21 protein-coding genes, 1 pseudogene and 1 riboswitch are annotated in these 23742 nt (G+C 63.2%); of the genes and pseudogenes, 14 read left to right on the top strand and 8 right to left on the bottom strand.

From position 1 onward, the window contains the following. On the top strand, positions 1 to 909 hold a 909-nt coding region (locus tag ACMLHZ_RS07695), incomplete at its 5' end, for a glycoside hydrolase family 5 protein (protein ID WP_418667174.1). 109 nt (positions 910 to 1018) lie between these two features. Here ACMLHZ_RS07695 and ACMLHZ_RS07690 read toward each other — a convergent pair. Then, on the bottom strand, positions 1019 to 2095 hold the full coding sequence (locus tag ACMLHZ_RS07690) for an iron-containing alcohol dehydrogenase (protein WP_418667173.1): 1077 nt from the start codon (positions 2093 to 2095) through the stop codon (positions 1019 to 1021). A 276-nt stretch (positions 2096 to 2371) separates the two neighbouring features. Here ACMLHZ_RS07690 and ACMLHZ_RS07685 point away from each other — a divergent pair, with 276 nt between their 5' ends. The 10 genes from ACMLHZ_RS07685 (at position 2372) to ACMLHZ_RS07640 (ending at position 12795) form a co-directional block, all read left to right on the top strand. Next, the gene (locus ACMLHZ_RS07685) at positions 2372 to 3307 is read left to right on the top strand and encodes a dihydrodipicolinate synthase family protein (protein WP_418667172.1); all 936 of its coding nucleotides are present in this window, start codon (positions 2372 to 2374) and stop codon (positions 3305 to 3307) included. An 84-nt stretch (positions 3308 to 3391) separates the two neighbouring features. Continuing rightward, positions 3392 to 4693 (top strand): ABC transporter substrate-binding protein, encoded by a 1302-nt coding sequence (locus tag ACMLHZ_RS07680; protein WP_418667171.1) that lies wholly within the window; start codon positions 3392 to 3394, stop codon positions 4691 to 4693. Positions 4694 to 4845: 152 nt separating this feature from the next. Continuing rightward, a complete protein-coding gene (locus ACMLHZ_RS07675; protein ID WP_418667170.1) occupies positions 4846 to 5736 on the top strand; it encodes a carbohydrate ABC transporter permease in 891 nt (296 codons plus the stop codon). Beyond that, entirely contained in the window at positions 5733 to 6563 is an 831-nt protein-coding gene (locus ACMLHZ_RS07670) for a carbohydrate ABC transporter permease (RefSeq protein ID WP_177563267.1), read from the top strand. Before ACMLHZ_RS07675 ends, ACMLHZ_RS07670 begins: the two co-directional genes overlap by 4 nt. Before the next feature lie 19 nt (positions 6564 to 6582). Continuing rightward, positions 6583 to 7374 carry an HpcH/HpaI aldolase family protein gene (locus ACMLHZ_RS07665; protein WP_418667169.1) on the top strand — a complete coding sequence of 264 codons (792 nt, stop codon included), beginning with the start codon at positions 6583 to 6585 and terminating at the stop codon, positions 7372 to 7374. A 5-nt stretch (positions 7375 to 7379) separates the two neighbouring features. Then, the gene (locus ACMLHZ_RS07660) at positions 7380 to 8342 is read left to right on the top strand and encodes an alpha/beta fold hydrolase (protein ID WP_418667175.1); all 963 of its coding nucleotides are present in this window, start codon (positions 7380 to 7382) and stop codon (positions 8340 to 8342) included. A gap of 117 nt (positions 8343 to 8459) precedes the next feature. Then, positions 8460 to 9335, top strand: coding sequence for a MurR/RpiR family transcriptional regulator (locus ACMLHZ_RS07655; protein WP_177563265.1), 876 nt, complete (start codon positions 8460 to 8462; stop codon positions 9333 to 9335). Positions 9336 to 9419: 84 nt separating this feature from the next. Further along, positions 9420 to 10208: an electron transfer flavoprotein subunit beta/FixA family protein gene (locus ACMLHZ_RS07650; RefSeq protein WP_418667168.1), complete on the top strand. Its 789-nt coding sequence runs from the start codon at positions 9420 to 9422 to the stop codon at positions 10206 to 10208. A gap of 12 nt (positions 10209 to 10220) precedes the next feature. Then, positions 10221 to 11417, top strand: coding sequence for an electron transfer flavoprotein subunit alpha/FixB family protein (locus ACMLHZ_RS07645; RefSeq protein WP_418667167.1), 1197 nt, complete (start codon positions 10221 to 10223; stop codon positions 11415 to 11417). After that, positions 11407 to 12795 (top strand): FAD-binding oxidoreductase, encoded by a 1389-nt coding sequence (locus tag ACMLHZ_RS07640; RefSeq protein ID WP_418667166.1) that lies wholly within the window; start codon positions 11407 to 11409, stop codon positions 12793 to 12795. Before ACMLHZ_RS07645 ends, ACMLHZ_RS07640 begins: the two co-directional genes overlap by 11 nt. A gap of 68 nt (positions 12796 to 12863) precedes the next feature. Here the strand turns inward: ACMLHZ_RS07640 and ACMLHZ_RS07635 are convergent, their stop codons facing one another. Both ACMLHZ_RS07635 and ACMLHZ_RS07630 read right to left on the bottom strand, forming a co-directional pair. Further along, the gene (locus tag ACMLHZ_RS07635; protein WP_418667165.1) at positions 12864 to 13781 is read right to left on the bottom strand and encodes a pseudouridine-5'-phosphate glycosidase; all 918 of its coding nucleotides are present in this window, start codon (positions 13779 to 13781) and stop codon (positions 12864 to 12866) included. Beyond that, positions 13778 to 14707: a carbohydrate kinase family protein gene (locus ACMLHZ_RS07630; RefSeq protein WP_418667164.1), complete on the bottom strand. Its 930-nt coding sequence runs from the start codon at positions 14705 to 14707 to the stop codon at positions 13778 to 13780. The genes ACMLHZ_RS07635 and ACMLHZ_RS07630 overlap by 4 nt, the downstream gene beginning before the upstream one ends. A 231-nt stretch (positions 14708 to 14938) precedes the next feature. Here ACMLHZ_RS07630 and ACMLHZ_RS07625 point away from each other — a divergent pair, with 231 nt between their 5' ends. Continuing rightward, positions 14939 to 15652, top strand: a complete 714-nt coding sequence (locus ACMLHZ_RS07625) for a peptidoglycan DD-metalloendopeptidase family protein (protein ID WP_418667163.1) — start codon at positions 14939 to 14941, stop codon at positions 15650 to 15652. A 60-nt stretch (positions 15653 to 15712) separates the two neighbouring features. Here the strand turns inward: ACMLHZ_RS07625 and ACMLHZ_RS07620 are convergent, their stop codons facing one another. The 3 genes and pseudogenes from ACMLHZ_RS07620 to ACMLHZ_RS07610 all read right to left on the bottom strand — a co-directional run bounded on the left by ACMLHZ_RS07620 (position 15713) and on the right by ACMLHZ_RS07610 (position 20266). Continuing rightward, a complete protein-coding gene (locus tag ACMLHZ_RS07620; protein WP_418667162.1) occupies positions 15713 to 17455 on the bottom strand; it encodes a hypothetical protein in 1743 nt (580 codons plus the stop codon). Between the two features lie 42 nt (positions 17456 to 17497). Continuing rightward, positions 17498 to 19594: a sensor histidine kinase gene (locus ACMLHZ_RS07615; protein ID WP_418667161.1), complete on the bottom strand. Its 2097-nt coding sequence runs from the start codon at positions 19592 to 19594 to the stop codon at positions 17498 to 17500. Continuing rightward, positions 19569 to 20266 (bottom strand): annotated as a pseudogene (locus tag ACMLHZ_RS07610) (response regulator transcription factor). The gene ACMLHZ_RS07615 and the pseudogene ACMLHZ_RS07610 overlap by 26 nt, the downstream one beginning before the upstream one ends. A 225-nt stretch (positions 20267 to 20491) precedes the next feature. Between ACMLHZ_RS07610 and ACMLHZ_RS07605 the strand changes: the two are divergent. After that, positions 20492 to 20836, top strand: a complete 345-nt coding sequence (locus tag ACMLHZ_RS07605) for a transporter (RefSeq protein WP_418667160.1) — start codon at positions 20492 to 20494, stop codon at positions 20834 to 20836. A gap of 157 nt (positions 20837 to 20993) precedes the next feature. Beyond that, complete coding sequence (locus ACMLHZ_RS07600; RefSeq protein ID WP_418667159.1) at positions 20994 to 22328, top strand: MATE family efflux transporter; 1335 nt, start codon at positions 20994 to 20996, stop codon at positions 22326 to 22328. A 90-nt stretch (positions 22329 to 22418) separates the two neighbouring features. Here ACMLHZ_RS07600 and ACMLHZ_RS07595 read toward each other — a convergent pair whose 3' ends face one another. Both ACMLHZ_RS07595 and ACMLHZ_RS07590 read right to left on the bottom strand, forming a co-directional pair. Further along, the gene (locus tag ACMLHZ_RS07595; RefSeq protein WP_418667158.1) at positions 22419 to 22919 is read right to left on the bottom strand and encodes a hypothetical protein; all 501 of its coding nucleotides are present in this window, start codon (positions 22917 to 22919) and stop codon (positions 22419 to 22421) included. 3 nt (positions 22920 to 22922) lie between these two features. Further along, the gene (locus ACMLHZ_RS07590) at positions 22923 to 23324 is read right to left on the bottom strand and encodes a DUF4430 domain-containing protein (RefSeq protein ID WP_418667157.1); all 402 of its coding nucleotides are present in this window, start codon (positions 23322 to 23324) and stop codon (positions 22923 to 22925) included. Between the two features lie 180 nt (positions 23325 to 23504). Next, a riboswitch (cobalamin riboswitch) is annotated at positions 23505 to 23704 on the bottom strand. Between the last annotated feature and the right edge of the window lie 38 nt (positions 23705 to 23742).

The raw sequence follows: 23742 nt of genomic DNA, 5'->3' as shown, positions 1-23742 counted from the left end.
CAGAATATGGGTCTTGTGAACGAGAGGGAACTGGAAGAACTGGACAAGGTGATCGCTTTTGCCCTGGAAAACGGCGTTCATGTTCAGATCAGCGCGTTTGCCATGCCGGGCAGGGCGGCGCTCTCCGGATTTGGAAACGGAGAAAACTACAACGACGGGCCTTTCTACCCCACAACGGAGGAATGGGAGGCGTTTACCGCTTATTGGGAAATGCTGGCCAAGCGCTACCGGGATATCCCGGCCCCTTATTTGAGCTTTGAGCTGTGCTCAGAGTGGCACCCCGGCGATGAGGGCCGGCTGGAGGATTTTTCGGCACGGATGGATGAGGTGATTGGGGCGATCCGGGCCGTTACGCCGGACCGGCTGCTGATGGCGGGCTTTGACGGGGATCTGGCCGCCGCCGAGTGCATGGCGAAAAAAGGGGTGGCGATCTCGTATCACTGCTATGAGCCCCGGGCGTTCTGCTACGTGAGCCCGGAAACGGTGAGGGAGTACGGCGGGGTCCCGGACTGGCCGGAGGTGGCAGGGGAGCGCTGGACGGCGCAGCGCGTTTACGACGAGTATATAAAGCCCTTCCGGGAGCTGGCGCTGAAGTATGGCGTGGGCTTTATGGTGGGGGAATGGGGCGTGTGCAACGATGCCTACTATGAGGAGTGCCACCCCGACGAGGCGGCGGTGATCGCCTTTTACCGGGAGATGGCGCAGATGTTCGCCCAGGAGGGGATCCCCTGGAACCACTTCGATCTGGCGGGAAGAAACAGTTTTATGTGGAGTGGGGCCATCAGCGGCTTTGGCCGCCGGGGGAGCAGGGCCGTGAGCGGGGCCTATGAATGCGACACCCATGTGTTTGAATACCAGGTGGACCGGGCGCTGCTGGAGGCAGTGCTGGAAAACGCCCCGGGCGGCTGAGCCCGGCCTTTGGAAAAAAAAGTGAAAAGGACAGAGTGAAAAGACCCGCCCGGCGCACATTTTGTGCGCCGGGCGGGTCTTTTGTCAGGAGGCTGAAAAAGGCGTATTTTCAGCAGATCCCGGCAAGGGCCGCGCGCAGGCGGGGTTCGTCGGCCGGGGAAAGGCCGGTGGCGGGGAGGAGATAGGCCACCAGCAGCTGCAAATTTTCGGGCGTGGGCTCCATGCCCAGCTGGGAGATCCGGGTGGGCAGCTGCATGTGGGCCATCAGGCCGCGGATCCGGTTTATGGAAGGCGCGTCCATCCCGTTGAATTTCAGCTGCATTAAAATGCCCACCGCCACGATCTCGCCGTGCAGCAGATGCGCGGCCTGCGCGGTAAAGGAGCGGCGCATGAAATCGTAAAGACCGTGGGCCAGCGCCAGCTGGTTGACCCCGCAGGAAAAACCGCTCACCACCGAGGTGTGCAGAAGGTTTGTGAGGATCACATCAGTGAAGCGGCCCGAGGCGAGGCCCTGGTCGTACACCCGGGGGCCCTCGCCCATGAGAAACTCGTAGATCGCCCGGCTGTTCACGGTGCAGATGTATTTTTCCAGAGTACAGTCCTGATAGCTTTCGATTTGGGTGTTGTGCACCACCTCGGGCAGCTTTGCCAGGGAATCGAAGATGCCCGCCGCCAGCAGGCGTTTGGGCGCGGTGGCGATGACATCGGTATCGGCGATGACCACGTCCACCTCTTTGCTCATGGCCACCGAGCCGTCGGGGGTGCCGTCGTCGTGGTACATGATGCACACCGAGGAGGAGGCCACGCAGGTGGCCACCGAGGTGGGCACACAGATGAGGTCCAGCCCGGCAAAGGTGGCCGCGCACTTGGCCAGATCCAGGCACTTGCCGCCGCCCACCCCCAGGATGAGGGTGCAGCCGTTTTGGAGTGCATCTTCCTTATAGCGCCCGGCCCAGGTGCGCGAGCAGGCCCCGGTGTGCACCCGCACCAGGGGCGTGACGCCCGCCGCACGGAACTCCTCCCCGCACAGGCCCAGGATGAGCTTGACGGCCGTGGGGCCGCCGATCACCAGGGGCTTGCCCCCCAGGCGCGCGGTCTCGGCCGCAAGCTCGCGGATACAGCCGTGCCCATAAAAAAACTTGCCTACGCCCACGCGCAGGTTCACGGTGGTATGTTCCAATTCCATGATGCTGATTCCCTCCATTTTGTTTGACAGGCCCGCGCCCGGCCCGGGAAACGGGCCGGGGACGTTTGAAAAAGGCAAAGCGGGCTTTGGATGGCTTTATTATATTTTGAAAAACTGTTTTTTTCAATAGAAAAAATAAAAATAAAAAATATTTTTTAAAATCGCTTGACTTGTGACTTTTTACATGGTATTTTGGTTTCACCGGGAAGAAAAAACAGAAATTTTTCACAAAGGAAAAATCCGAAAAACATTTTTTATTTTTAAGGAGGAAAAGACATGAAACCGGAAGAACTTCGCAAACAGCTGCACGGGGTGTGTGTGATCAGCATCACCCCGTTTAAAGAGGACGGCAGCTTTGATGCAAAGGGGTACGAAAAAAACCTGGAATTTATTTTAAAGGGTGGACTGGACAAAACGAACGCCACCATTGTGGTGGGGGGCAGCACCGGGGAGTGCGGCGCCATGAACCCGGCGGAGCGCAAGGAGGTGCTGGAATGCGCGCTGGCCGTATGCGGTAACCGGCTGCCGGTGATCGCAGGCTGCAACAGCACCAATGTGCGGGAGGCCATTGAGCTGGCCCAGCATGCCGAGGCCCACGGCGCTGCGGGCGTGATGGCGCTTTCGCCCTATTATTACCCCGCCAAGGACGAGGAGTGTATTTACGCCTTTTACAAGGCGCTGGCCGAGAACACGGGCCTGGGCATCCTTTTGTACAACAACTTTGAGGTGATGAACATCGACTGCCCCATTTCGGTGCTGAAACGCCTGAAGGAATTCCCCAATGTGGTGGGCATGAAGGAGTGCACCCCCGCCTTTTTCAAGATGACGCGGGTGGTGCAGGAGATCGGCGACAGGGTGAGCGTGGTGAACGGCCACGGCGAGTTCCTGGAGCCCTTTGCGGCACTGGCGGGCACCGCGGGCTTTATTTCCAGCATGGCGAACTTCGTGCCCGAAAAGGCCGCGGCCATCTGGGCGGCCCGCAGCGCCGGCGATTACGCAAAGGCCAAGAAGATCCGCGACACCATGGTGCCCTATATGGACCTGGCGGGAAAATACTCCGGCCAGGGCGGGGAATACAAGGTGATCTCGCTGCTGAAATACATCACCGACGAGGTGGGCAGCTGCGGCGGCTGGCCCCGCATCCCCTGCGTGCCGCTGACCGGGGAGGAAAAAGCCGAGGTGCGCGGCGTTTTGAAGGCCATTGGGCTGTAAGCGCCGGCGTTTGAATGGGACCGCCCGGCCCCCCCTGCGCCGGGGGCCGGTAAAAAACAAAAAGAAAGAAAAAGGAGAATCGACATGAAAAAGGCATTTGCAGTTGTTGTGGCAGTTTGCATGCTGCTCACCCTGCTTGTGGGCTGCGGCGGGGGCGCTTCCAGCACCCCGGCGGCCACCCCGGGCAGCACCAGCGCCGGTGGGGATTCCGGCGAGGTCGTGACCCTTACCTTTATGCGCACCGGCACCCCTGAGGTGCTGCACGAGATCTTTGACCCCATGATCGAGGCGTTCGAAAAGGAATACCCGAACATCAGGATCGACATGCAGGACCTGGGCTGGAGCGACGCGGAAAAGACCCTGCAGACCATGGCAGCCTCCAAAACGCTGCCCGATGTGATGTACCACCTGCCGGGCACCATTTTTGACCTGGCCGACAAGGGCCTGGTGCTGGATCTTTCTTCCTATGTGGACGACGAGCTGAAAAACGACATGTACCCGGCCATGATGGAGGCCGGCCAGTACGACGGCAAGCAGTACATGATCACCTGCGGCGGCTCCAGCATCATGCTGTGGTACAATGCCGACCTGTTCACCCAGGCGGGCCTGGACCCGGACAACCCGCCCAGGACCTGGGACGAGTTCATGACTGCCTGCGAGGCGCTGGCAAAGCTTGACGGCATCGATCCGTTCGGCCTGTATTCCAAGCCGAGCGGCGGTGAGACCAGCTTTTTGTACGAGTCGCTGTTTACCAGCCAGCACGGCGGCAGCGCCTGGGACAGCGCGGCGAACCAGTACGTGTATGACCAGGATGCCGGCAAGGACGACGCGGTGAAGACCCTGCAGTTTTTGCAGGACATCACCCAGTATTCGCAGGACAGCTATGTGGAGTACGGCCGGTTTGACGTGCGCACCCTGCTGCGGGACGGCAAGGTGGCCATGGTGCTGGACGCCATTAATATGGCGAACCAGGTCCCCGAACAGCTGGCCGACGGAAGCATCCGCTGCGCGGTTATGCCCTGCGGCGACAGCGGCGTGAATTCCACCGCCGTGAACGTGGGCGGGTGGTTCATCCCCACCAACAGCGCGCACCCGGACGAGGCCTGGACCTTCCTGCGGTACCTGATGCGCACCGAGAACCAGATCGAGCACGCCAAGTACGGCTCGGTGCCCATGCTGAAATCCGAGGCCGCCAGTTACACCGAGGGCTATATGCTGAACGTGGTGCAGTCGATGGAGCACAGCTACGCCGAGGGCATCTGCCCCCAGACCAACGCCCTGTGGGCGGTGAACGGCGAGCAGCTGCAGCTGCTGATGATGGGCAAGCAGACCGCCGAAGAGACCCAGGCCAACATGGCAAAGGAACACGCGGATATTTACAAGTAAACCGGCTTTGAGCCGCCAAGGGCTCCCCGCCCCCAGGAAAGGGGGCCCTTGGCCTTTTGCGTAACCGGGCCCGGAACCGCCGCCCCAGGCGCTGCGCGCCGGCGCCGCTTTTCAGCGGGCGGCACCAAACCAAGAAACAAGAGGTGAACCAAATGCGCCGCAGAATCCGGAAAAAGCCTGTGCTACAGGAAAAAGCAGAGCCGTATTTGTACCTGCTGCCGACCATTGTGCTGTTTGTTTTTATTCTGGCCGTGCCCCTGTTCAACCTGTTCAAATACTCGCTGGGCGACTCCAACATCATTCAGGGATTCAAGGGCTGGAACGGCTTTCAAAACTTTGCCTACCTGGTAAGCCCCAAATTTTTGGGCAGTATGTGGGTCACGATCGTTTATGTTTTTTTTGGCGTGATCGGGGTGGTGGTGTGCGGCACCATCGTTTCGCTGGCGCTGGACAAACCCATTCCCGGCCGGGGCGTGTTCCGCGCCATCGCCATCATTCCCTGGGTGGTGCCCCAGGCTTTTGCCGCCTCCATGTGGAGCTGGGTGGTGAACGCGCAGTTCGGCTTTATCAACCAATTGCTGCGCTCGATGCACCTGATTGAAAACAACCTCAGCTTTTTGAGCGAACACACCGCGCTGGCCACCGTGATCGTGGTGCGCATCTGGCAGGGCACGCCCTTTATGATTATTTCGCTGCTGGCCGCGCTGCAGACCATCCCGGAGGACATTCAGGAGGCGGCGGACCTGGACGGGGTGACCGCCTTCCAGCGCTTTCGCTTTATCACCCTGCCCTACATCAAGCCGGTGCTGGTGACCACCACCCTGATCATTACGGCCTGGACCATGCAGATCTTTGACACGGTATACATTATGACTGCCGGCGGCCCCGCCCGCTCGACCCAGCTGGTGGCGCTGGAGATCTATGCCAAAGCCTTCCAGCAGGATGATCTGGGCACAGCCTGCGCCATTGCGCTGTGCGTGCTGGGCATCATTGCGCTGCTGAGCCTGAACAACCTGAAAAAGGAACGGGGGGACATGGAATGAACAGCATCAAGCGGAAAAGGGCCTTTGCCACGGCGGGGCGCTATGGGATCATCCTGTTCTGGATGCTGTTTACCCTGCTGCCCCTTTACACCGCCTTTGTGGCTTCGCTGACCGAATACCAGAACCTGGGCAAGACCTTTTTGTATCCCACCGACTGGGCCTGGCACAACTATGCCGACGTGTTTACCCGGGTGGACATGGCCAGCTTTTTAAAAGCCACCTTTATCTACGCGGTCACCGCCTCGCTGATCAACGTGGTGCTGGCCACCTTTGCGGCCTACGCGCTTTCGCGCTTTCGCTTTAAGGGCAAGGCCTTTTACACCTGCGTGATCTTTATCACCCAGGTGCTGCCCCAGGTGGTGATTGTGGTGCCGGTGTTCATGATGCTGCAAAAGCTGGGGCTTTACAACACCTACGCGGGGGTCATCATCACGATTCTGGCCACTTCGATGGCGTTCCCGATTTTGTTGATGCGCAGCTTTTTTGACAGCGTGCCCTACGCGCTGGAGGAGGCCGCCGCCATTGACGGCTGCTCCCGCTTTATGACCCTGATCCGGGTGGTGATCCCGCTTACGCTGCCGGGCATTGCCACCTCGTTTGCCCTGTCGTTTTTCTCGGGCTGGGGGCAATACCTCTACCCGCTGGTGCTCACCCGCGACCCGGCAAAGACCCCGGTGACCGTGGGCATCGCCCGGCTGATCGACAACCAGACCCCCTGGGAAATGGTGATGACCGGGACCCTGATCTCGATTGTTCCGGCGGTATTGATCTACCTGCTGGTGCAGAAATCCCTGATCAAGGGCATGGCCAGCGGCGCGGTGAAGTGAGCGGAAGGAGCGAGTGGAGATGTGGAACGGCGCCGAGCGCCTGCGCGGAAAAATGCGGGCGGGCGAATTTGTAAAGGGGTTTGCGGTTACCCTGGCGGAGCCCGCGCTCAGCGAGATGGCGGGCGCTGCGGGCTACGACTTTGTGTTTGTGGACGCCGAGCACGCCCCCCTTGACCGGCAGGAGATCTGCCGCCATGTGGCGGCCGCCCAGGGTGCTGGCGCGGCGGCGCTGGTGCGGGTGCGGGCCGCAGAGCCTGCCATGCTGAAGGCGATTTTGGACCTGGGGCCGGACGGGGTGATTTTTCCCTTTGTGCACGACGCCGCCACCGCCCGCCGTGCCGTGGCGGCCTGCACCTACCCGGACGGGCCGGCGCGGGGCATGCGGGGGCAGGGCCCCCAGCGCGCGGTGCGGTGGGGCTTTGGCGACGAGGCCGGGTATCTGGCCGACCCGGATAAGTATCTTTTAAAGATCATGCAGATTGAATCCTGCCAGGGCTGGCGGAATCTGGACGAGATTCTGGCCGTGCCCGGAGTGGACGGAGTATACCTGGGCCCGGCGGACCTGGGGCGGAGTTTGGCGGCGCAGCCCGCCCCGGGTCTGCCTTTATTGAAGGACGCCTGCGCCGACGTGTACCGCAAGGTGCGCGCGGCGGGCAAATGGATGGGGGCGCCCCTGCCGCAGGATGCGGCGGGGGTGGCCGCCGCCCGCGCGCAGGGCGCACAGTGGGGCGTGTGCGGCATTGACACCGCGCTGCTGGCCCAGGGCATGCGCGCCTGCCTTGCAAATTTTGTACAAGAAGGAAAGGATTGATTTGCGTGCCTGTGTTTGAAATGCCGCTGGAGCGCCTGCGCGAGTACAGGGGCTGCAGCCCGCTGCCCGGCGATTTTGACGCCTATTGGCGCGCCGCGCTGGGTGAGCTTGAAGCCACCGGCCTTGACTGCACCCTGGAGCCCGCCGGGTTCCAGGCGCCGGGGGTGAAATGCTTTGATTTGTGGTTTACCGGCGTGCGCGGCGCGCGCATCCACTGTAAATTCCTGCGGCCCGAAAAGCCGGCGGGACGCATTCCGGGCGTGGCCATGTTCCACGGCTACATGCACCACGCGGGCGAGTGGTTCGAGCGGCTGCCCTATGCCTATGCGGGCATGGCGGTGCTGGTGATGGAGGCCCGGGGGCAGGGAGGCCTGTCGGAGGATGTGTACGACGGCGCGGGGCCGACCCTGTTCGGCCATGTGGTGCGCGGCGTGCGGGATGCGGACCCCCAGAAGCTGTATTACCGGGACGTGTACCTGGACGCAGTGAAGACCGTGCGCATTTTAATGAACATGGACTTTGTGGATGAGGGCCGTGTTGCGGCCACCGGCAAATCGCAGGGAGGCGCTTTGGCGCTGGCCGCGGCGGCGCTGGAACCGCGGGTAAAGCTGTGCGCGCCGATGTACCCTTTTCTGTGCGATTTTAAGCGTATTTTGGAGATGGATCTGAACAGGAACGCTTACGAGGGCTTTTATTACTATTTTAAAAAGTGCGACCCGGCCCACCAGTACGAGAAGGAATTTTTTGAACGGCTGGGCTACATTGATGTGCAGAACCATGCGCCCCAGGTGCGGGCGAAGGTGCTGTGGCAGACCGGCCTGATGGACGATCTCTGCCCGCCCTCGGCCCAGTTCGCGGCCTACAACAAGCTTGTTTCGCCCAAAGCGATCAAGCTGTACCCCGAGCACACCCACGAACTGATTTGCCATGCGAACGACGAGATATTCACCTTTTTTCGGCAGCTGTAAGGGCAAAACAGACTGTTTTTGAGTTAAATTGGCCCATTGCGGGACGCATTGATTGACAGACCATTGAAGAGAGGGATAAAATAATAAAAAGCTTCCAAAAAACAGGGGGATTTTTTTATGGGGATCAACGCGGCCCACAATGACTTTTTGCTCACGATCCAATCGGTCTATCCTTCGCTGACCAAAGCGGAAAAAAAGGTGGCGGACTATATTCTGCAAAACCCCAAAGGGGTGCGGTTCATGTCCATCACCGACCTGGCCGACGCGTGCAGCGTGAGCCTGACCAGCGTGTTTCGGTTTTGCAAGACCCTGCGCCTGCGGGGATACCAGGAGTTCAAGGTGCAGCTGGCGCTCAGCATGAACGACGAGGAGGAGAGCGAGGAAACCGAGCTGCTGCCCGCCGCGGTGACCCGGGCCGACACGGTGGACACCGCGGCCAAAAAGCTGCTGCAAAGCCATGTGAACGCCCTCACCGAGACCCACGCGCTGGTGGACGCCGAGGCGCTGCGCAAAGCGGCGGATTACATCAACCACTCGGATCAGGTGCGCTTTTTCGGGCTGGGGGGATCGATGCTTACCGCGATGGAGGGAATGTACAAATTCCTGCACATCATGCCGAATGTTTACTGCCTTTCGGACGTGCACATGCAGACCATGGGCGCCTCCACCCTGAACGAGCATGATGTGGCGATTTTTATCTCCCACTCGGGCGCCAGCAAGGAGATCGTGCAGATGGCGCAGAAGGCGCGCGCCGGCGGCGCCCGCACGGTGGCGATCACCCGCTACGCAAAGTCGCCGCTGGCGGAGTATATGGACGTGGTGCTGCTGTGCGGCGGCTATGAGCCGCCTTTGCAGGAGGGGTCGTTTCCTTCGAAGACCGCGCAGCTGTTTGTGCTAGACCTTTTGTTCACCGAGGTATACCGCACCCAGTTCGACTATTCCAAAGAGATCAACAAGCGGGTGACCACCTCGATCCTGGATAAAAATTATTGAAGCCGATCCATTCTGTGCCCCCAAAATCCTGACGGCCGTGCAAGCCGCCGCATTTGGGGGCGATTTTTTAAGGAGAAACCTGAAATGGAGATTCTTGTTTGTATCAAGCAGGTGCCGGGCACCAGCGCCGTGGAGGTGGACCCGGTGACAGGGGTGCTGCGGCGCGACGGGGTGGAAAGCAAGCTCAACCCCTATGACCTTTACGCGCTGGAACTGGCGTTTCAGCTGCGGCAGAAGTACGGCGGCCGGGTGCGCACGATCACAATGGGGCCGCCCCAGGCAAAGGCCGCGGTGCTGGAAGCGCTGTATATGGGCGCGGACGGCGGCGCGGTGATCAGCGACCGCCGGTTTGCCGGGGCGGATGTGCTGGCCACCAGCTATACCCTGGCGCAGGGACTGCGCAGCCTGGCGCCCTTTGACCTGATCCTGTGCGGAAAGCAGACCACCGACGGCGACACCGCCCAGGTGGGCCCCGAGATCGCCGAGCACTTGGACCTGCCCCACGTCACCGGGGCGGCACAGGTGCTTGCGGCAGGAGAAGGGCAGATTACGGTGCGCGGCGCGCAGGACGGCCTGATCGTGACCCAAACCCTGCGCCTGCCCTGCCTTGTGTGCGTGGACGGCGCGGTGAATACCCCGCGCCTGCCCTCGTACCGGCGCAAAAAACAGCTGGGGGAAGGGCAGGTGCGCTTTTTGTCGCTGGACGACATGGAGGACCGGGACGAGCGGCACTACGGCCTTTCCGGCTCGCCCACCCAGGTGGTGCGCATTTTTCCGCCGGAAAAAAGCACCGAAAAAGAGCTGTGGACCGGCACGGGGCCGGAGCTGGCGCAAAAGCTTTTTGACCTGTTCAAGGGTCAAAAAGCACTTTAAGGGGGTGGGGATATGGCAGGATTGACCATTCATGCGGAAAAACTGACCCCGGAGCTGGCCGAACAGCTGGTAACGCTGTGCCCCTTTGGCGCGCTGGAATACAGCGGCGGCACGCTCGCGGTGGGGGCTGGCTGCAGGATGTGCAGGCTGTGCGTGAAAAAGAGCGGCGGAGCCGTGACGGTGGAGGAGGCCCCGGCGCCCCAGGTGGACAAACGCCGGTGGGCCGGCGTGGCCGTGTTTGCGGACTATGCCCATGGCCGGCTGCACCCGGTGAGCCTGGAGCTGCTGGGCAAGGCCCGGGAGCTGGCCGCGGTGACCGGCCAGCCGGTGTATGCGCTGCTGCTGGGCAGCGGCACCGGCGCCGGCGCCCGTGAGCTGCTGCGCTACGGAGCGGACAAGGTGTATGTGTGCGACGACCCGGCCCTGGCCGAGTTCACGGTGGAGCCCTACGCGGATGCGTTTGCGCATTTTATTGAAACGGCAAGGCCCTCGGCCATTCTGGTGGGGGCCACCAACCTGGGCCGCTCGCTGGCGCCCCGGGTTGCGGCACGTTTTGGCACCGGGCTCACAGCCGACTGCACCATGCTGGAAATGGAGCCCAACACCGACCTGGTGCAGATCCGCCCGGCGTTCGGCGGCAACATCATGGCGCGCATTGTGACCCCAAACCACCGGCCCCAGTTCTGCACGGTGCGCTATAAAATTTTTGCAAAGCCCGAGCCGGGGCCTGCGGCCGGGCAGGTGGTGGAGCTTTCGCTGCCGGCGCCGGCAAAGCCCTACCGCATCCGGGTGGACCGGGTGGACGAAACCCCGGGCGAGATGGACATTTCGGAGGCGGAGGCGATTGTGGCGGTGGGCCGCGGCGTAAAAAGCCAGGCGGATCTGGAGCTGGCGCGCCAGCTGGCCCGGGCGCTGGGCGCGCAGCTTGCCTGCACCCGCCCGCTGGTGGAAAACGGCTGGCTGGACCCGAAACACCAGATCGGACTTTCGGGCCGGACTGTGAAGCCCAGGCTGATCGTGACGCTGGGGGTTTCGGGCGCGGTGCAGTTTGCCGCCGGTATGCGCGGCGCCGGGTGCATTGTGGCCGTGAACAGCGACTCGGAAGCCCCGATTTTTGACGTGGCGCACTATGGGCTGGTGGGCGATCTGTACGAGGTGCTGCCCGCGCTGCTGCAAAGGATAAAGGAGGACGCCGCACATGGAGCATAAACTGGAAACGGCCGACCTGGCGGCCCTGGAGGCGATCGCGCCGGGCCGTGTGTTCACGGGCGGGCAGATCAGCGAGGACTACGGCCACGACGAGCTGGGCGACGTTGCCCATATGCCCGAGGCCCTGGTAAAGGTGCGCAGCACCGGAGAGGTGGCCCGCATTCTGGAATACGCCGACCGGCGGCTCATTCCGGTGGTGGTGCGCGGCTCGGGCACCGGGCTGGTGGGCGCTTCGGTGGCGGTGCGCGGGGGCATTATGCTGGAAACCACCGGCATGAACCGCATTTTGGAGCTGGACGAGGAAAACCTTACCGTGACGGTGCAGCCGGGCGTGCTGCTGATGGATCTGGCGGAATTTGTGGAGAGCAGGGGCTTTTTCTACCCCCCGGACCCGGGCGAGAAATCCGCCACCATTGGGGGAAATATCTCCACCAACGCGGGCGGCATGCGGGCGGTGAAATACGGCGTGACCCGCGATTACGTGCGGGGGCTGACCGTGGTGCTGCCCGGCGGCCGGGTGATGGAGCTGGGCGGCAAGGTGGTGAAAAACAGCTCGGGCTACAGCCTGAAAGATCTGATCGTGGGCAGCGAGGGCACGCTGGGGGTGGTGACCGAGGCGGTGCTCCGGCTGCTGCCCCTGCCCCAGCGCAGCGTGAGCCTGCTGGTGCCGTTTGAGAGCATGGAAAAGGCCCTGGAGGTGGTGCCGCGGATCATTCGGGCAAAGGCGATCCCCACGGCCATTGAGTACATGGCGCGGGAGACAATTCTGCTGGCCGAGAGCTACCTGGGCAAGCAGTTCCCCGACAAGGCCAGCGCCGCCTACATCCTGTTCACCTTTGACGGCAGCACCGCGGCCCAGGTGGAGGCCGAGCTGGACATGGTGGCCGAACAGTGCCTGCAGGAGGGCGCGCAGGACGCTTTTATTGTGGATACCGACGAACGGAAAAAGAGCGTGTGGGATGCGCGCGGCGCTTTTTTGGAGGCGATCAAGGCCTCTACCACGCAGATGGACGAGTGCGACGTGGTGGTGCCCCGAAGCTGCGTGGCCCGCTTTATCCGCTATACTTATGAGGTGGCCCGCCAGGTGGGGCTGCGCATTCCCAGCTTTGGCCACGCGGGCGACGGCAACCTGCACGTCTACCTTTGCCGGGACGAGCTGGACAAGGCGGAGTTCGACCGCCGCCTTGCCCGGGCGTTTGAGCTGATGTACGCCGAGGCGGCCCGGCTGGGAGGCCTTGTATCCGGCGAGCACGGCATCGGCTGGGCCAAAAAGGAGTACCTGGCCCGCCAGTACGGGCCGGTGCAGATGGAGCTGATGCGGGGCATCAAGCGCGCGTTTGACCCGAACGGCATCCTGAACCCGGATAAGATCTGCTGAGCAGAAAAACACAAAACCGCCCCCGGAAACAAGCAGTTTCCGGGGGCGGTTTTGTGTGATATAAGGAATTACAGCTTTGCCAGCTCCACCGCGATGGCGGCGGCCACGCGGGCGTTGCTGTAGGCCAGCTGGATGTTGGTGGCGAGGCTGCGGCCGCCGGTGTATTCCACAATGTGGGCCAGCAGATAGGGGGTGATGTTTTTGCCGCGCACGCCCGCCCCGGCGGCGCTGGCCAGGGCCTTGTCGATGATGGCGCTCATCTCGTTGAAATCCATGGCATATTCTTCGGGCACGGGGTTGCCGATCAGCATGCCGCCCGCAAGCCCCAGGTCCCACTTGGTTTTGGCGACCTTTGCCACGTCCAGGGCGGTGGGGGCGTTGTAATCTACGCCGAACCCGCTTTTGCGGCAGTAAAAGGCGGGGAAGTCGTTGGTGTTGAAGCCCAGCACGGGCACGCCCATGGTCTCGAGGTATTCCAGCGTGAGGCCGATGTCGAGAATCATTTTGGCGCCGGCGCAGACCACGGCCACGGGGGTGTGGGCCAGCTCCTGCAGATCAGCGCTGATGTCCATGCTGGTCTCGGCGCCGCGGTGCACGCCGCCGATGCCTCCAGTGGCGAACACCCGGATGCCCGCAAGGCTGGCCAGGATCATGGTGGAGGCCACGGTGGTGGCGCCGGTGCCGCCCTGGGCCAGCAGGATGGGAAGGTCGCGGCGGCTGACCTTAGTGACGCCCTCGCCCCTGCACATGAGCTCCAGCTCGCCCGCGGACAGGCCCACCTTCATGCGGCCGTCGATGATGGCCATGGTGGCGGGCACAGCGCCGGCGGCGCGGATGATGCGCTCGATCTCGGCGGCAAAGGTGAGGTTTTCGGGGTAGGGCATGCCGTGGGACAGAATGGTGCTTTCCAGCGCGACCACCGGCTTGCCGGCGTCGACCGCGGCCTTTACCTCGGGGGCGATATCCAGATACTGCTTTAAATTCATTGTACATACTCCTTTATCATTTGTTCTACAGCCTCTTCGCTCATGGCGGGGTTGATGGTATCGGCGCCGCTGATGGCCACGAGGCCCGCGCCCAGCGCAAAATCCAGGATGGCGCTCTCGGAAAGGCCCTTGAGGGTGGCGTGCAGGATGCCCGCCATGGTGGCGTCGCCCGCGCCGGTGGCGTTGACCATTTTGTCGAACGCGCGGCTGCGCCGGTGGATGCTGCCGCCCGGGCCCTTGTAATAGATGCCGTCGGCCCCGAGGCTCACGAACACGCGCCGCACGCCTGTGGCCAGCACCCGGCGGCAGGCTTCCTCGAGATCCTCGTCGGTGGAGATGGGCATGCCGGCAAGCACCTCCATTTCCAGGCGGTTGGGCTTTACGGTGTCGAACCGGCCGAGGACCGGCACCAGCTTGCGGGCCCAGGTGGTGCTGACGGGGTCCACGCACAGAGGGGCGGCGCAGTGGGAGGTGAGGTAGGCCAGCGCGGGGGCGGAGAGGTTGCCGTCGCACACCACAAGCCCGGCGCCGTTCAAAAGGTCCATGCGTTCTTTTACAAAGCCCTCGTCCATCTCGGTGAGGATGCGCATGTCGCTCATGGCGACCAGCATATCGCCCTGGGAGTCCATAATGGAGATATAGGTGGAGGAGGTGTGCCCCTGGCGGACGAGCAGCCCCGAGGTGCCCATGCCCAGCGCCTCGCAGCCGGCGCGCAGCATTTGGCCATAGGCGTCGCTGCCCACAGCGCTGACGAGCTCGCACCGCTCGCCCAGACGGGCGAGATTGTCGAGAATATTGCGCATTACGCCCCCCATGGAAAGGTGCAGCCTGCCGGGGTTGGAATCGCGCATGATGATGGGCGAGAGGCTTTGGCCGTGAATGTCCACATTGGCGCCGCCGATGCCCGCGATGTATCGCTTGCTCAAAGTGTGTGCTCCTTACTTTGGAATAGAACCTTCCGAGACTTTTATTTTACTATGCCCGCCGCCGAATTACAAGCGGAATGTATAAACCCCGGGCCGCCGCCGCAAACTAAGGGCAAAGCCAAAACCGAGCGCCGGCGGCATGCCGGAGGGCTTGGCCAGCGCCCGCCGCCTTACAGAATGCAAAGGCCGCGGCGGCAGGAAAACGGCAGAATAATGTAAGGAGCGGTAAGCATGAACAGGATCATTTCATTCTTCAAAGGCAAAGGGTTTTACCTGGCCCTTTCGCTGTGCATCCTGGCGGCGGCAGGGTCCAGCTTTTGGGCCATCCGTAACGTGATGCAGAAGCTGGGCGAAGGCGGCACCAGCCAGGTGGAACAAGGGGGGACGCAGCAATGGGACATTCCAGGCGCACAGGTAGAGGAAAAAGTGAACGATGTGCCCAAGCCCTCGGCAAAGCCCTCACAGGGCTCGCAATCGGCATCTGGGGCTGGCGGGCAGCAAGGGCAGGCTGGCGGCTCTGGCGCACCTGCCGATGCGGCCGTGCCCTCCTTTGTGAAGCCGGTCGCTGGGCAGATCGTGCAGGGGTTCAGTGGTGAAGAGCTGGTCTATAACGCCACCCTGGGCGACTGGCGCACCCACAACGGCGTGGACATCTCCTGCGCCGCGGACGCGACCGTGAAGAGCGCGGTGGCGGGCAAGGTGGTCAACATGTACGAGGACGGCCTGTGGGGCCAGGTGGTGGAGGTAGACACCGGCGAGACCGTGTGGCGCTACACCGGCCTGGACAAGACTACCCTGAAGGTGAACACCGGCGACGAGCTGGAGCCGGGCCAGATGATCGGCAAGATCGGCGAAACCATGGCCGAGACCGGCGCGGAGACCCACCTGCACCTGGAAGTGCTGAAGGGTGGCAACTACGTGGACCCGGAGCATTATTTCCAGTAAAAAAAGCAGTACCGGCGGACCGAAGGGTTCGCCGGTGCTGCTTTTTGCGATGAAAAGGGCTTATGCGCGCTGCCCCAAAAGGGCCGCCTGCCGGGCGGCGGAGGCTTGCTGTTCCAGCAGGGCGGCCAGTTCGCCCCGCTGGTATTTGGCCGACAGCTCGTTTGCAAACAGCAAAAAGCGGGAGCGCAGCAGCACGACTTCGCCCTCTTCACCCTGCTCGATGCGGCCGAGGTCCAGCTGGCAGAGCAGGGCTACCACCCGCTCGTAGGGGGCGAGGGCGGCGCGGCCGGCCGCCAGGCTGTAGCCCCGGGGCAGGGTGGAGGGGCTGGCGGAAAACAGGGAGAGGAACAGCTGCAGCTCGTCCAGCGGGTCGCGGCCGGAGGGCAGGCTGGCCGCCAACTGCGCGGCCAGCACCTGGCCGTTTTCGGCCAGGGCGCGGCGGGGGCCGCGGGCCAGGAGCAGCGAGGGCTTGCGGCGGCAGGCCAGGCTGAAGGCAAGGGTGAGGCCGTCGATCAGGGCGGCGAGACCCAGGCAGAACAGGGCCATGCCTTGCCGCTGAGGCGAGGCGAGATCCAAAAGGGGCTTGAGGTGCAGGTCGGCGATCTGCAGCGCGGGACTGCCCGCGTCCAGCGCTTCGCTTTCGGGCACGAGGGCGTTGACCCGCAGCACCGCGGCCAGGATCTGGGCGTTCATGAGAAGCTTCATTTCCTGCGCATTGGCTTTGGTCACCCGGCCGCCCGGCAGGCTGGCCGCCAGCTGATCAAAGCCGGGCATCAGGCCGGCGGGCGGCGCGCCCAAAAGCGCGTCCAGCGGCGCGAGAAGATCGTCTGTGGAGGAGGCGCTGCCGGTGACCGAGCTGTAAAGCTGCACCAGGCGCGCCAGGGCGGAGCGGCTTTCGGCGGGAAGTTCGCCGCTGGCCTCGGCGGCGGTGAGGGCGGCCAGCAGGTCGGCGCGGGCCTGTTCCAGCCGAAGAGGCGTGGTGTCGCCGGGGGCAAGACCGGCGGCCGCCGCGTTGAGAGAAGCCAGGGCGGCGGTGTTCTGTGCCTGGGCGGCCGCCAACTCGGCCTCGCTTGCAAGGGCATAGCGGGCCAGGACCGCCTCGCGGGCGGCGGCCTCTTCGGCGCCGGTGTTGGCGGTGATGCTGGCAAGGTAGGCGTTGTAGGCTTTTACATAGTCCTGGTAATCGGCGTAGCCGCCCCGGCTGGGGGCGCGCAGGCCGCCGGCGTAGCTTGCCCCCGCCGCGGCAAGCTCGGCCTGGCAGGAGGCAAGGCGCGCCTCTTCCTGGGTGAGCAGGGTATGGCGCTGGGCCAGGGCCGAGACCATGGTGTTCACCTGATCCCGGGCGGTGCGCCAGGCAGCCGCGGTATGGCCCGAATAGGCGCGCTCCAGCGTGGTTTGGATCTGGGCGTACTCGCCTGCCAGATAGGAGGCGGGCGGGTTTACATTGTTATAAATGCCCACGTAGGAATAGTAGGTGGAGCAGAGCAGGGCCAGCCCCAGGGCCACACAGCGCAGCGGCGTGATGCGCACCCGCAGGCTGCCGGCCAGAAACCAGGCGGTGGACTGCACGGCCAGCGCGAAAAACAGGGGCGCCAGGGTGAAAATACCGGCCAGGAACAGCGTGGCCCCCTGCAGGGTGGTCATAAAGCTGATGCACTGCAAAAGCAGGGTGACGGCGGCCACCAGGACAAGCAGGTTCTTTTGCCCAAAGAAGCCCCGCTGCCCTTCCAGCAGCATGAGCTCGCGGCCCTGGGGCGGCGGCACGGCCCGCCGGGCCGCCATGGCGTTTTTGAGATCCAACATAAAAAAATCCCCTCTCTGTGTTTGGCAGAGAGGGGAGAAGGGTCACAGCGCCCCGGCCCCGGCGGCCTCGGCTGCCGGAGCTTCGGGTGGGGGCGGCGCCTCCTGCCGGCTCTCCGCCGGTTTTTCGGTCAGGTCCAGCGCCACCGAGGCGCAGAAGAGATCGGCCTCGGCCCGCACGGAGAAGCTGCCCCCGCAGGCCTCGGTAAAGCTTTTGGCAATGGAGAGGCCCAGGCCGCTGCCCTCGCCGGTGCGGGAGGCGTCGCCCCGAACAAAGCGCTCGGTGATCTCGGCGGGGTCGAACGCCATCTCGTAGCGGGCCACATTTTTTACGCTGGCCGCGGCCCGGCCGTTTTCGCACACAAGCTCCACATACACCCGGCTGCCGGGCAGGGAGTATTGCAGCGCGTTGGTGAACAGGTTCTGGAACACCCGGTACAGCCGGTCGCCGTCCGCCTGCACCCAGGCCTCCGGCGGAAGGGCGGTCTTGAAGGTGAGCGCGCTTGCCGAAATGGCTTCGTCCATATCCGCAAGGGTTTGGCGCACGAGCTTTGCCAGGTCGATCGCCTTGGGGGCCAGGGAAAGGTTGCCGCTGGTGGCCTTGGAGAGATCGAACACATCCTGCACCATGGCTTTGAGCCGCTCGGCCTTCTGCCGGATGACCTGAGCGTAATCGGCCGCCGCGCCCTCCAGCGGTTCGGCGCACAGCAGGTCGGAATAGTTGATGATGCTGGTGAGGGGCGTTTTGAGGTCATGGCTCACATTGGTGATGAGCTCCACCTTCATCCGGTCCGCCCGGCCCCGCTCTTCCACCGCCCGGGCGACGCCCTCTTCCAGGGCGTTCAGGTCGGCGGCGGGGCCCGCCAGGGGCGAGGAGGGGGCAAGCGCCAGGGGCGGGGCGGACGCGCCGGCGCGCAGGGCGGCGATCTTTTGGGTCAGGCGGCCCATATCGCCCAGCCAGCGCACCAGCAGCCACAGCCCCGCTAGCAGAAGGCACAGGGTGGCGAGGGCGCCCAGCAAAAGCGGCGTGGCGGCGCCCATAAAGAGCATTATGAAAGTGAAGGCCCCGGCCAGGCCGCTGCCCAGCCAGCAGGCGGCAACCCCCAGAAAAACCCTGCGCTGCCAGGGCAGCCCCTGCCGCACCAGCCACGCCGCCTGGCGCAGGGTGCGCCAGCCCTTTGCCAGCAGGCTATGGCGGAACACGCCGCCCCTGTTGTGGGCAAGATCCACGGCGGTGAGCCAGCCAAGGGGCCAGAGCAAAAGCAGCGCACAGGCGAGCACGAGGGTTCGGCTGTAATAAAGAACCCGCACTGCCCAGACAACGAAGAGAGCCGCCAGCCAGGCGGCCAGCTTCAGCTCAAGCACCGCCCGGGAGGTGAGCGAGGCGGCCCACCGCCGGGCGGCGCGGCCCCGGCGGCGCTGGAAAAGGCACACGAGGCCGAACGCCAGCGCCCCGCCGGCGCAGCAGAAGAACAGGATCAAAGCGATGCGCAGCACCTGTACGCTGAACCAGTCGTTATACACAAAACTGCTGCCCAGGGGCTGATCGCGCACCGCAAGGATGACAACGCAGCTTTGCAGGAGGCCGGAATCCGGGCGGACGGCCTGCTTTGCGGCATAGGCAGCATAGGCATCCAGCAGCGCCCGGTTGCCCCACATCTGCCCGTTATGTACGGCCAGGGCCACGCTGTAGCCCAGGGGCGGGGCGATCCTGCCTTCGTCGTACAAGGGGGTGGAAGTGTTCGAGGCCAGCTTTTGCTCATCCCGCACCACGTAGTAAAGCAGGTCGTCTTCGTGGGAGCTGGGAGTGATGGCGGTGCTGAGCTCCTGCGTTAAAAACTGCCGCGCGTTTGTGCGCAGCTGGATGTTTTGAGCTTTGGTAAGGCTTTGGCCCGCCGTGTCCTGCGCGCCGGAGGCCATGATGGCCGCGCTGTAAAACAACTGGGCCATGCGCTGCTGGTAATCCACCGAGCCGCTGACCTGCCCGGCCAGGAGGTCGGCCATGCCGTTTGCCCCGCCCCCCAGCAGGCGGCGGGGCCGCGCGATGCAGACCAGCAACGCGGCCCCAATGAGAAAGAGGGCCGCCAGCCAGCCGCACAGGATGCGCAGCGCAAGCTTACTTTTTTTCCAGTTTGTATCCAAGACCCCACACCACCTTTAAATATTCCGGTTCCTTTGGGTTCAGCTCGATCTTTTCGCGGATGCGCCGGATGTGCACCATCACGGTGTTTTCGGGCGCGTAGGCCGCAGGTTCGTCCCAGGCGCGGGCGTAGATCTCTTCGGCGGAGAAGATGCGCCCGGGGTTGCGCATGAACAGCTCGATGATGCGCGTTTCGGTGGGGGTGAGCCGCACCGGGTCGCCGTCGGCCGTGAGGGCGTGGCCCTCGAAATCGTATTCCAGCCGGCCGATGCGGGCGCAGGGCCCCCCGGCGCCTGCACCGCCCAATTCCAGATAGCGGCGCAGATGGCTTTTTACCCGGGCCGCCAGTTCTGCCGCGCTGAAGGGCTTTGTGATATAGTCGTCGGCGCCGATGGACAGGCCCAGAACCTTGTCGGAATCCTCGGTTTTGGCGCTCATGACCAGGATGGGCAGGTTGCGCTTTTGGCGGATGCGCATGATGGCGGAAAAGCCGTCCATGCGGGCATCATCACGTCCATCAGGATGAGCTGCACCGGCTTTTGTTCCAGCGCGTCCAGGGCCTCGAACCCGTCGGCGGCGCAGACCACCGCGAACCCCTCTTTTTCCAGATACAGCCGCACCGCTTTGCGGATGTCTGCGTCGTCGTCTGCCACCAGGATGCAACTGCGCTCCATAGGCCGGTCCCCCCTTTTTGTAAAAGATATGACTTTATTCTACCCTTTGAGCGCGGCTTTTCCAAGTGCTATTATCATAACGCTAAAATCTTACATCCTGTTTCGGCTTTCTCTTACAAAATTCTTACAGTTCGGTGAAGTTGTAAAATGCGAAGCGGCATGGCGCGGCCGCGGCGTTTGTGGTATGATAGAGCGTATAAAACGCGGGGAAAAGAGGATGGGGCTATGGGGATGCTGTACAGGCTGTGCATTTGGGTTTCGGTGGGGATCGTGCTGGGCTTTTTGGGGGGCGGCGTGAAATGGGCCGCCAAAAAGAATTATACGGAAAAACAGCTCAAAGCCGCCCAAAAGCTGAGGCGGAGGGCGGCCTTTGGCCTGAAATATCTCACCTTGCTGCTGCTGGTGCTGGGGTTTGTGTGGTGCGTGTATTTTTTGATTTTGGGGATCGCCGCACCGGAACAGGCGGAATACGCCAACAATATGTCCGAGTTGATCGTGGCGGTTTTGACCGTGATCTCGATCATCTTCGCCTTTTTTGAGTTTTTGAGCAGGAGCGGCGACGAAAAGTAGGCGGCCGGCTTGACTTGGGCCGGCGGGCCGGCTATAATATTGCTGTTCACTCGGAGGGTGAGCCATTCGCTGGAAATGGTGAGCCGGATAAGGTGGCGGGCTGAAACGCCCGTTTCTTTAGCCGGCTCTTTTATTTTTGCCCGGGAGGAAAAACGGCATGGACCTGCTGCACGGAGACGTTAAAAAGATCTATTTCAAATACCTGGGCGCCGCTTTTGGCAGCGCGCTGATCAGCTCGATCTACGGGATCGTGGATATGGCCATGGTGGGCCAGTACCAGGGGCCGGAGGGCACCGCCGCGCTGGCGGTGGTGGCGCCGGTGTGGAATATCCTTTACAGCCTGGGCCTGCTCACCGGCATTGGGGGCTCGGTGCTGATGAGCACGGCAAAGGGCGGCGGGGAAGAAAGGCGCAAGAACGAGTATTTTACGGCTGCGCTGGCCGGCACAGTGCTGCTTGCCGCCGCCAGCTGGCTGGCCATCGGGCTGTTCGACACCCCTTTGCTGCGCCTGTTCGGCGCAGAACAGCACCTGCTTTTGCTGGCAAAACAATACCTGCTGCCGGTCAAGTTTGCGGTGCCGCTGTTTTTGTTCAACCAAATGCTGGCGGCGTTTTTGAGGAACGACGGCGACCCGGCCCTGGCCACGGCGGCGGTGCTGGCCGGCGGGGCGTTCAATGTGGCGGGCGATTATGTGTTTGTGTTTGCACTGAAGCTGGGGATCTTTGGCGCGGGGCTGGCCACGGCGATTGGGGCGCTGATCACCTTTGCAGTGATGCTGGCGCACTTTTTCCGGCCGCAGAATACGCTGCGCCTGGCGCGGCCCGCGCGGCCGGGGGCAAAACTGCGCCGGATAGTGACGACGGGGTTTTCGACCTTTTTTATCGACGCGGCCATGGGCCTTTTGACCATGCTGTTCAACCGGCAGATCATGAAATATTTGGGCACAGACGCACTGGCGGTGTACGGTGTGATTGTGAACATCAGCACGGTGGTGCAATGCTGCGCCTACAGCGTGGGGCAGGCGGCGCAGCCGTTGATCTCGGTGAATTTTGGGGCAGGGCGGCAAGACCGCATCCGCCGGGTGCTGCGGTATGCCCTTTTCACCTCGGCCCTGTTCGGCGCGGCGTGGACCGCCGCGATCGCTGTGTTCCCCACGGGGTTTGTGCGGGTGTTCATGGAGCCTACCGGGCAGATCCTGCGCATTGCGCCCTTTATTTTGCGAAGCTATGGAGCGTCGTTTCTGCCGCTGGTGTTCAATGTGTTTTCCACCTACTACTTTCAGGCGGTGGCAAAGCCCGGCGCGGCGTTTTTGGTGGCGGCGGCCCGGGGAGCGGTGCTGAGCGGCGCGCTGATCCTTGTGCTGCCGGCGCTGGCTGGGCCGAATGCCGTTTGGTTTGCGATGCCCCTTGCCGAGGCGGTGGTGGCGGTGGCGGCGGCCGCCCTGATGAGGCGCTGCACAAAGGCGCTTGCGGCGGTAAAAACGGCGGGTTAGCGCGGGGCGGAATTTTTCCATGCAAAAGGGCGAAGGGCCGGCAAGCTTGCCGGCCCTTCGCCTTTTTTGCAAAATGTTTCGGGGGCCGGGTCAAAGCCCGGCCCGCCGCCGCGCCGCGGAGAAGCTGCGGCGCAGCGGGCGGTAGAGCAGCAGCGCGGCAACAAAATTGCCGCCGCCGTGCAAAAGGTCAAAGGGAATGCCCGTGACCCACCAGGCAAACCCCGCCGCCGGGCCGCCGTTCAGGGCGCCGTACCCCACCGCGTACAGTGCCCCGTACAAAAGGCCGAACAGGCCGCTGACCAGTGCCCACAAAAGGGCGCTGTGGGTTTTGCGCAGCAGCCACGTGGCCGCCATAAGGGGCAGCCAAATGTAAAGCTGGGCAAACCACCAGACACCGAAGCCGTTCAGCAGCCCGTACACCACCACATAGGTGTAGACAGCGGGCAGGGCGAGGGCCGGGAATTCCAGGGTGTAGAGCAGGATCAGCAGGCTGACCAGCTCGATGTTGGGCAGCCCGTCCAGCGCGAATTTGCTCACCAGCAAAAGGGCCGCCAACAGTGCGGCCATGACAAGGCTGCGGGTACGGCGCATGGCTTAGTAACCCGTGGTGAGGGTGATCTCGAAGGCGTCGCCATCGGCGATGGGGGTGGAGTCGACGCCGGTCATCAGGACCTCGCCGCCCTTACTGAAGCGCCACCACTGCTGCTGAGAATCATCGACCGTGACGCCGTTCACGGTGGTGACAAAAAGACCGAACTCGCTTTCCGTGCCCTGGATGAGCTTTTGTTCTTCCAGAGCGCCCCGCAAAAATTCGGAGCTGGTGGAGATATGAAATTCGTCGCTGCTTTGGTCGGCATAGATCACGGTGACGTCGATGGCTTTGCCGCCGGCGGGGCCCGCCTTGGGGCCGAAGGCCAGCCAGCAGCCCACCAGTGCGGCGACGACGAGAACGGCGACACCCGCGATGAGCCAAAGCTTTTTGGTTTGCTTTTTCATGATTTGTTCCTCCTTATTTTCTTTCCCTTTTTATGAAAAAAAGCCCCTCTCCCGGCGGGAGAGGGGCTTATAGGAAAGCGTGCGAAAATGGCGCGCAGAGCCTGGCGTGCCCCGCGATGCCCCCGCAGCCGCGTTTGGTCCGTCCGCGGCATATGCGTTCCCACCGAAAGAAGCCCCTCCGGCGGTATGCGATGGCAGGGCAGGTCTTCCGGCTCAGGCGTCGGCGCCACGGCCCGGCCTTCCCGCCCCAGGGGGGCAGTGGCACATATGGGCCGGGGCTGGTACCTTTACGGCGGCGGTCCCGCACGGGCATTGCACCCGTTTCCCTATTCTCCCGGCACGGCCTGCGGCCGCCGGGCACCCTGCGATGGTTTTTACCGGCTCAGTATACCACACGCGGGGCGGCGGAGCAAGCTTT

It is taken from the genome of Allofournierella sp. (assembly GCF_048388525.1).
Classification (GTDB): Bacteria; Bacillota; Clostridia; order Oscillospirales; family Ruminococcaceae; genus BQOK01.
This window is presented reverse-complemented; position numbering and strand designations above follow the sequence as displayed.

Excerpts from the sequence above, each read along its gene's own strand:
- ACMLHZ_RS07675 (WP_418667170.1), top strand. The coding sequence starts at position 4,846 with ATGCGCCGCAGAATCCGGAAAAAGCCTGTGCTACAGGAAAAAGCAGAG.
- ACMLHZ_RS07645 (WP_418667167.1), top strand. The coding sequence starts at position 10,221 with ATGGCAGGATTGACCATTCATGCGGAAAAACTGACCCCGGAGCTGGCC.
- ACMLHZ_RS07685 (WP_418667172.1), top strand. The coding sequence starts at position 2,372 with ATGAAACCGGAAGAACTTCGCAAACAGCTGCACGGGGTGTGTGTGATC.
- ACMLHZ_RS07680 (WP_418667171.1), top strand. The coding sequence starts at position 3,392 with ATGAAAAAGGCATTTGCAGTTGTTGTGGCAGTTTGCATGCTGCTCACC.
- ACMLHZ_RS07665 (WP_418667169.1), top strand. The coding sequence starts at position 6,583 with ATGTGGAACGGCGCCGAGCGCCTGCGCGGAAAAATGCGGGCGGGCGAA.
- ACMLHZ_RS07620 (WP_418667162.1), bottom strand. The coding sequence starts at position 17,455 with ATGTTGGATCTCAAAAACGCCATGGCGGCCCGGCGGGCCGTGCCGCCG.
- ACMLHZ_RS07655 (WP_177563265.1), top strand. The coding sequence starts at position 8,460 with ATGGGGATCAACGCGGCCCACAATGACTTTTTGCTCACGATCCAATCG.
- ACMLHZ_RS07650 (WP_418667168.1), top strand. The coding sequence starts at position 9,420 with ATGGAGATTCTTGTTTGTATCAAGCAGGTGCCGGGCACCAGCGCCGTG.
- ACMLHZ_RS07635 (WP_418667165.1), bottom strand. The coding sequence starts at position 13,781 with ATGAATTTAAAGCAGTATCTGGATATCGCCCCCGAGGTAAAGGCCGCG.
- ACMLHZ_RS07595 (WP_418667158.1), bottom strand. The coding sequence starts at position 22,919 with ATGCGCCGTACCCGCAGCCTTGTCATGGCCGCACTGTTGGCGGCCCTT.
- ACMLHZ_RS07690 (WP_418667173.1), bottom strand. The coding sequence starts at position 2,095 with ATGGAATTGGAACATACCACCGTGAACCTGCGCGTGGGCGTAGGCAAG.
- ACMLHZ_RS07625 (WP_418667163.1), top strand. The coding sequence starts at position 14,939 with ATGAACAGGATCATTTCATTCTTCAAAGGCAAAGGGTTTTACCTGGCC.
- ACMLHZ_RS07605 (WP_418667160.1), top strand. The coding sequence starts at position 20,492 with ATGGGGATGCTGTACAGGCTGTGCATTTGGGTTTCGGTGGGGATCGTG.
- ACMLHZ_RS07640 (WP_418667166.1), top strand. The coding sequence starts at position 11,407 with ATGGAGCATAAACTGGAAACGGCCGACCTGGCGGCCCTGGAGGCGATC.
- ACMLHZ_RS07600 (WP_418667159.1), top strand. The coding sequence starts at position 20,994 with ATGGACCTGCTGCACGGAGACGTTAAAAAGATCTATTTCAAATACCTG.
- ACMLHZ_RS07590 (WP_418667157.1), bottom strand. The coding sequence starts at position 23,324 with ATGAAAAAGCAAACCAAAAAGCTTTGGCTCATCGCGGGTGTCGCCGTT.
- ACMLHZ_RS07670 (WP_177563267.1), top strand. The coding sequence starts at position 5,733 with ATGAACAGCATCAAGCGGAAAAGGGCCTTTGCCACGGCGGGGCGCTAT.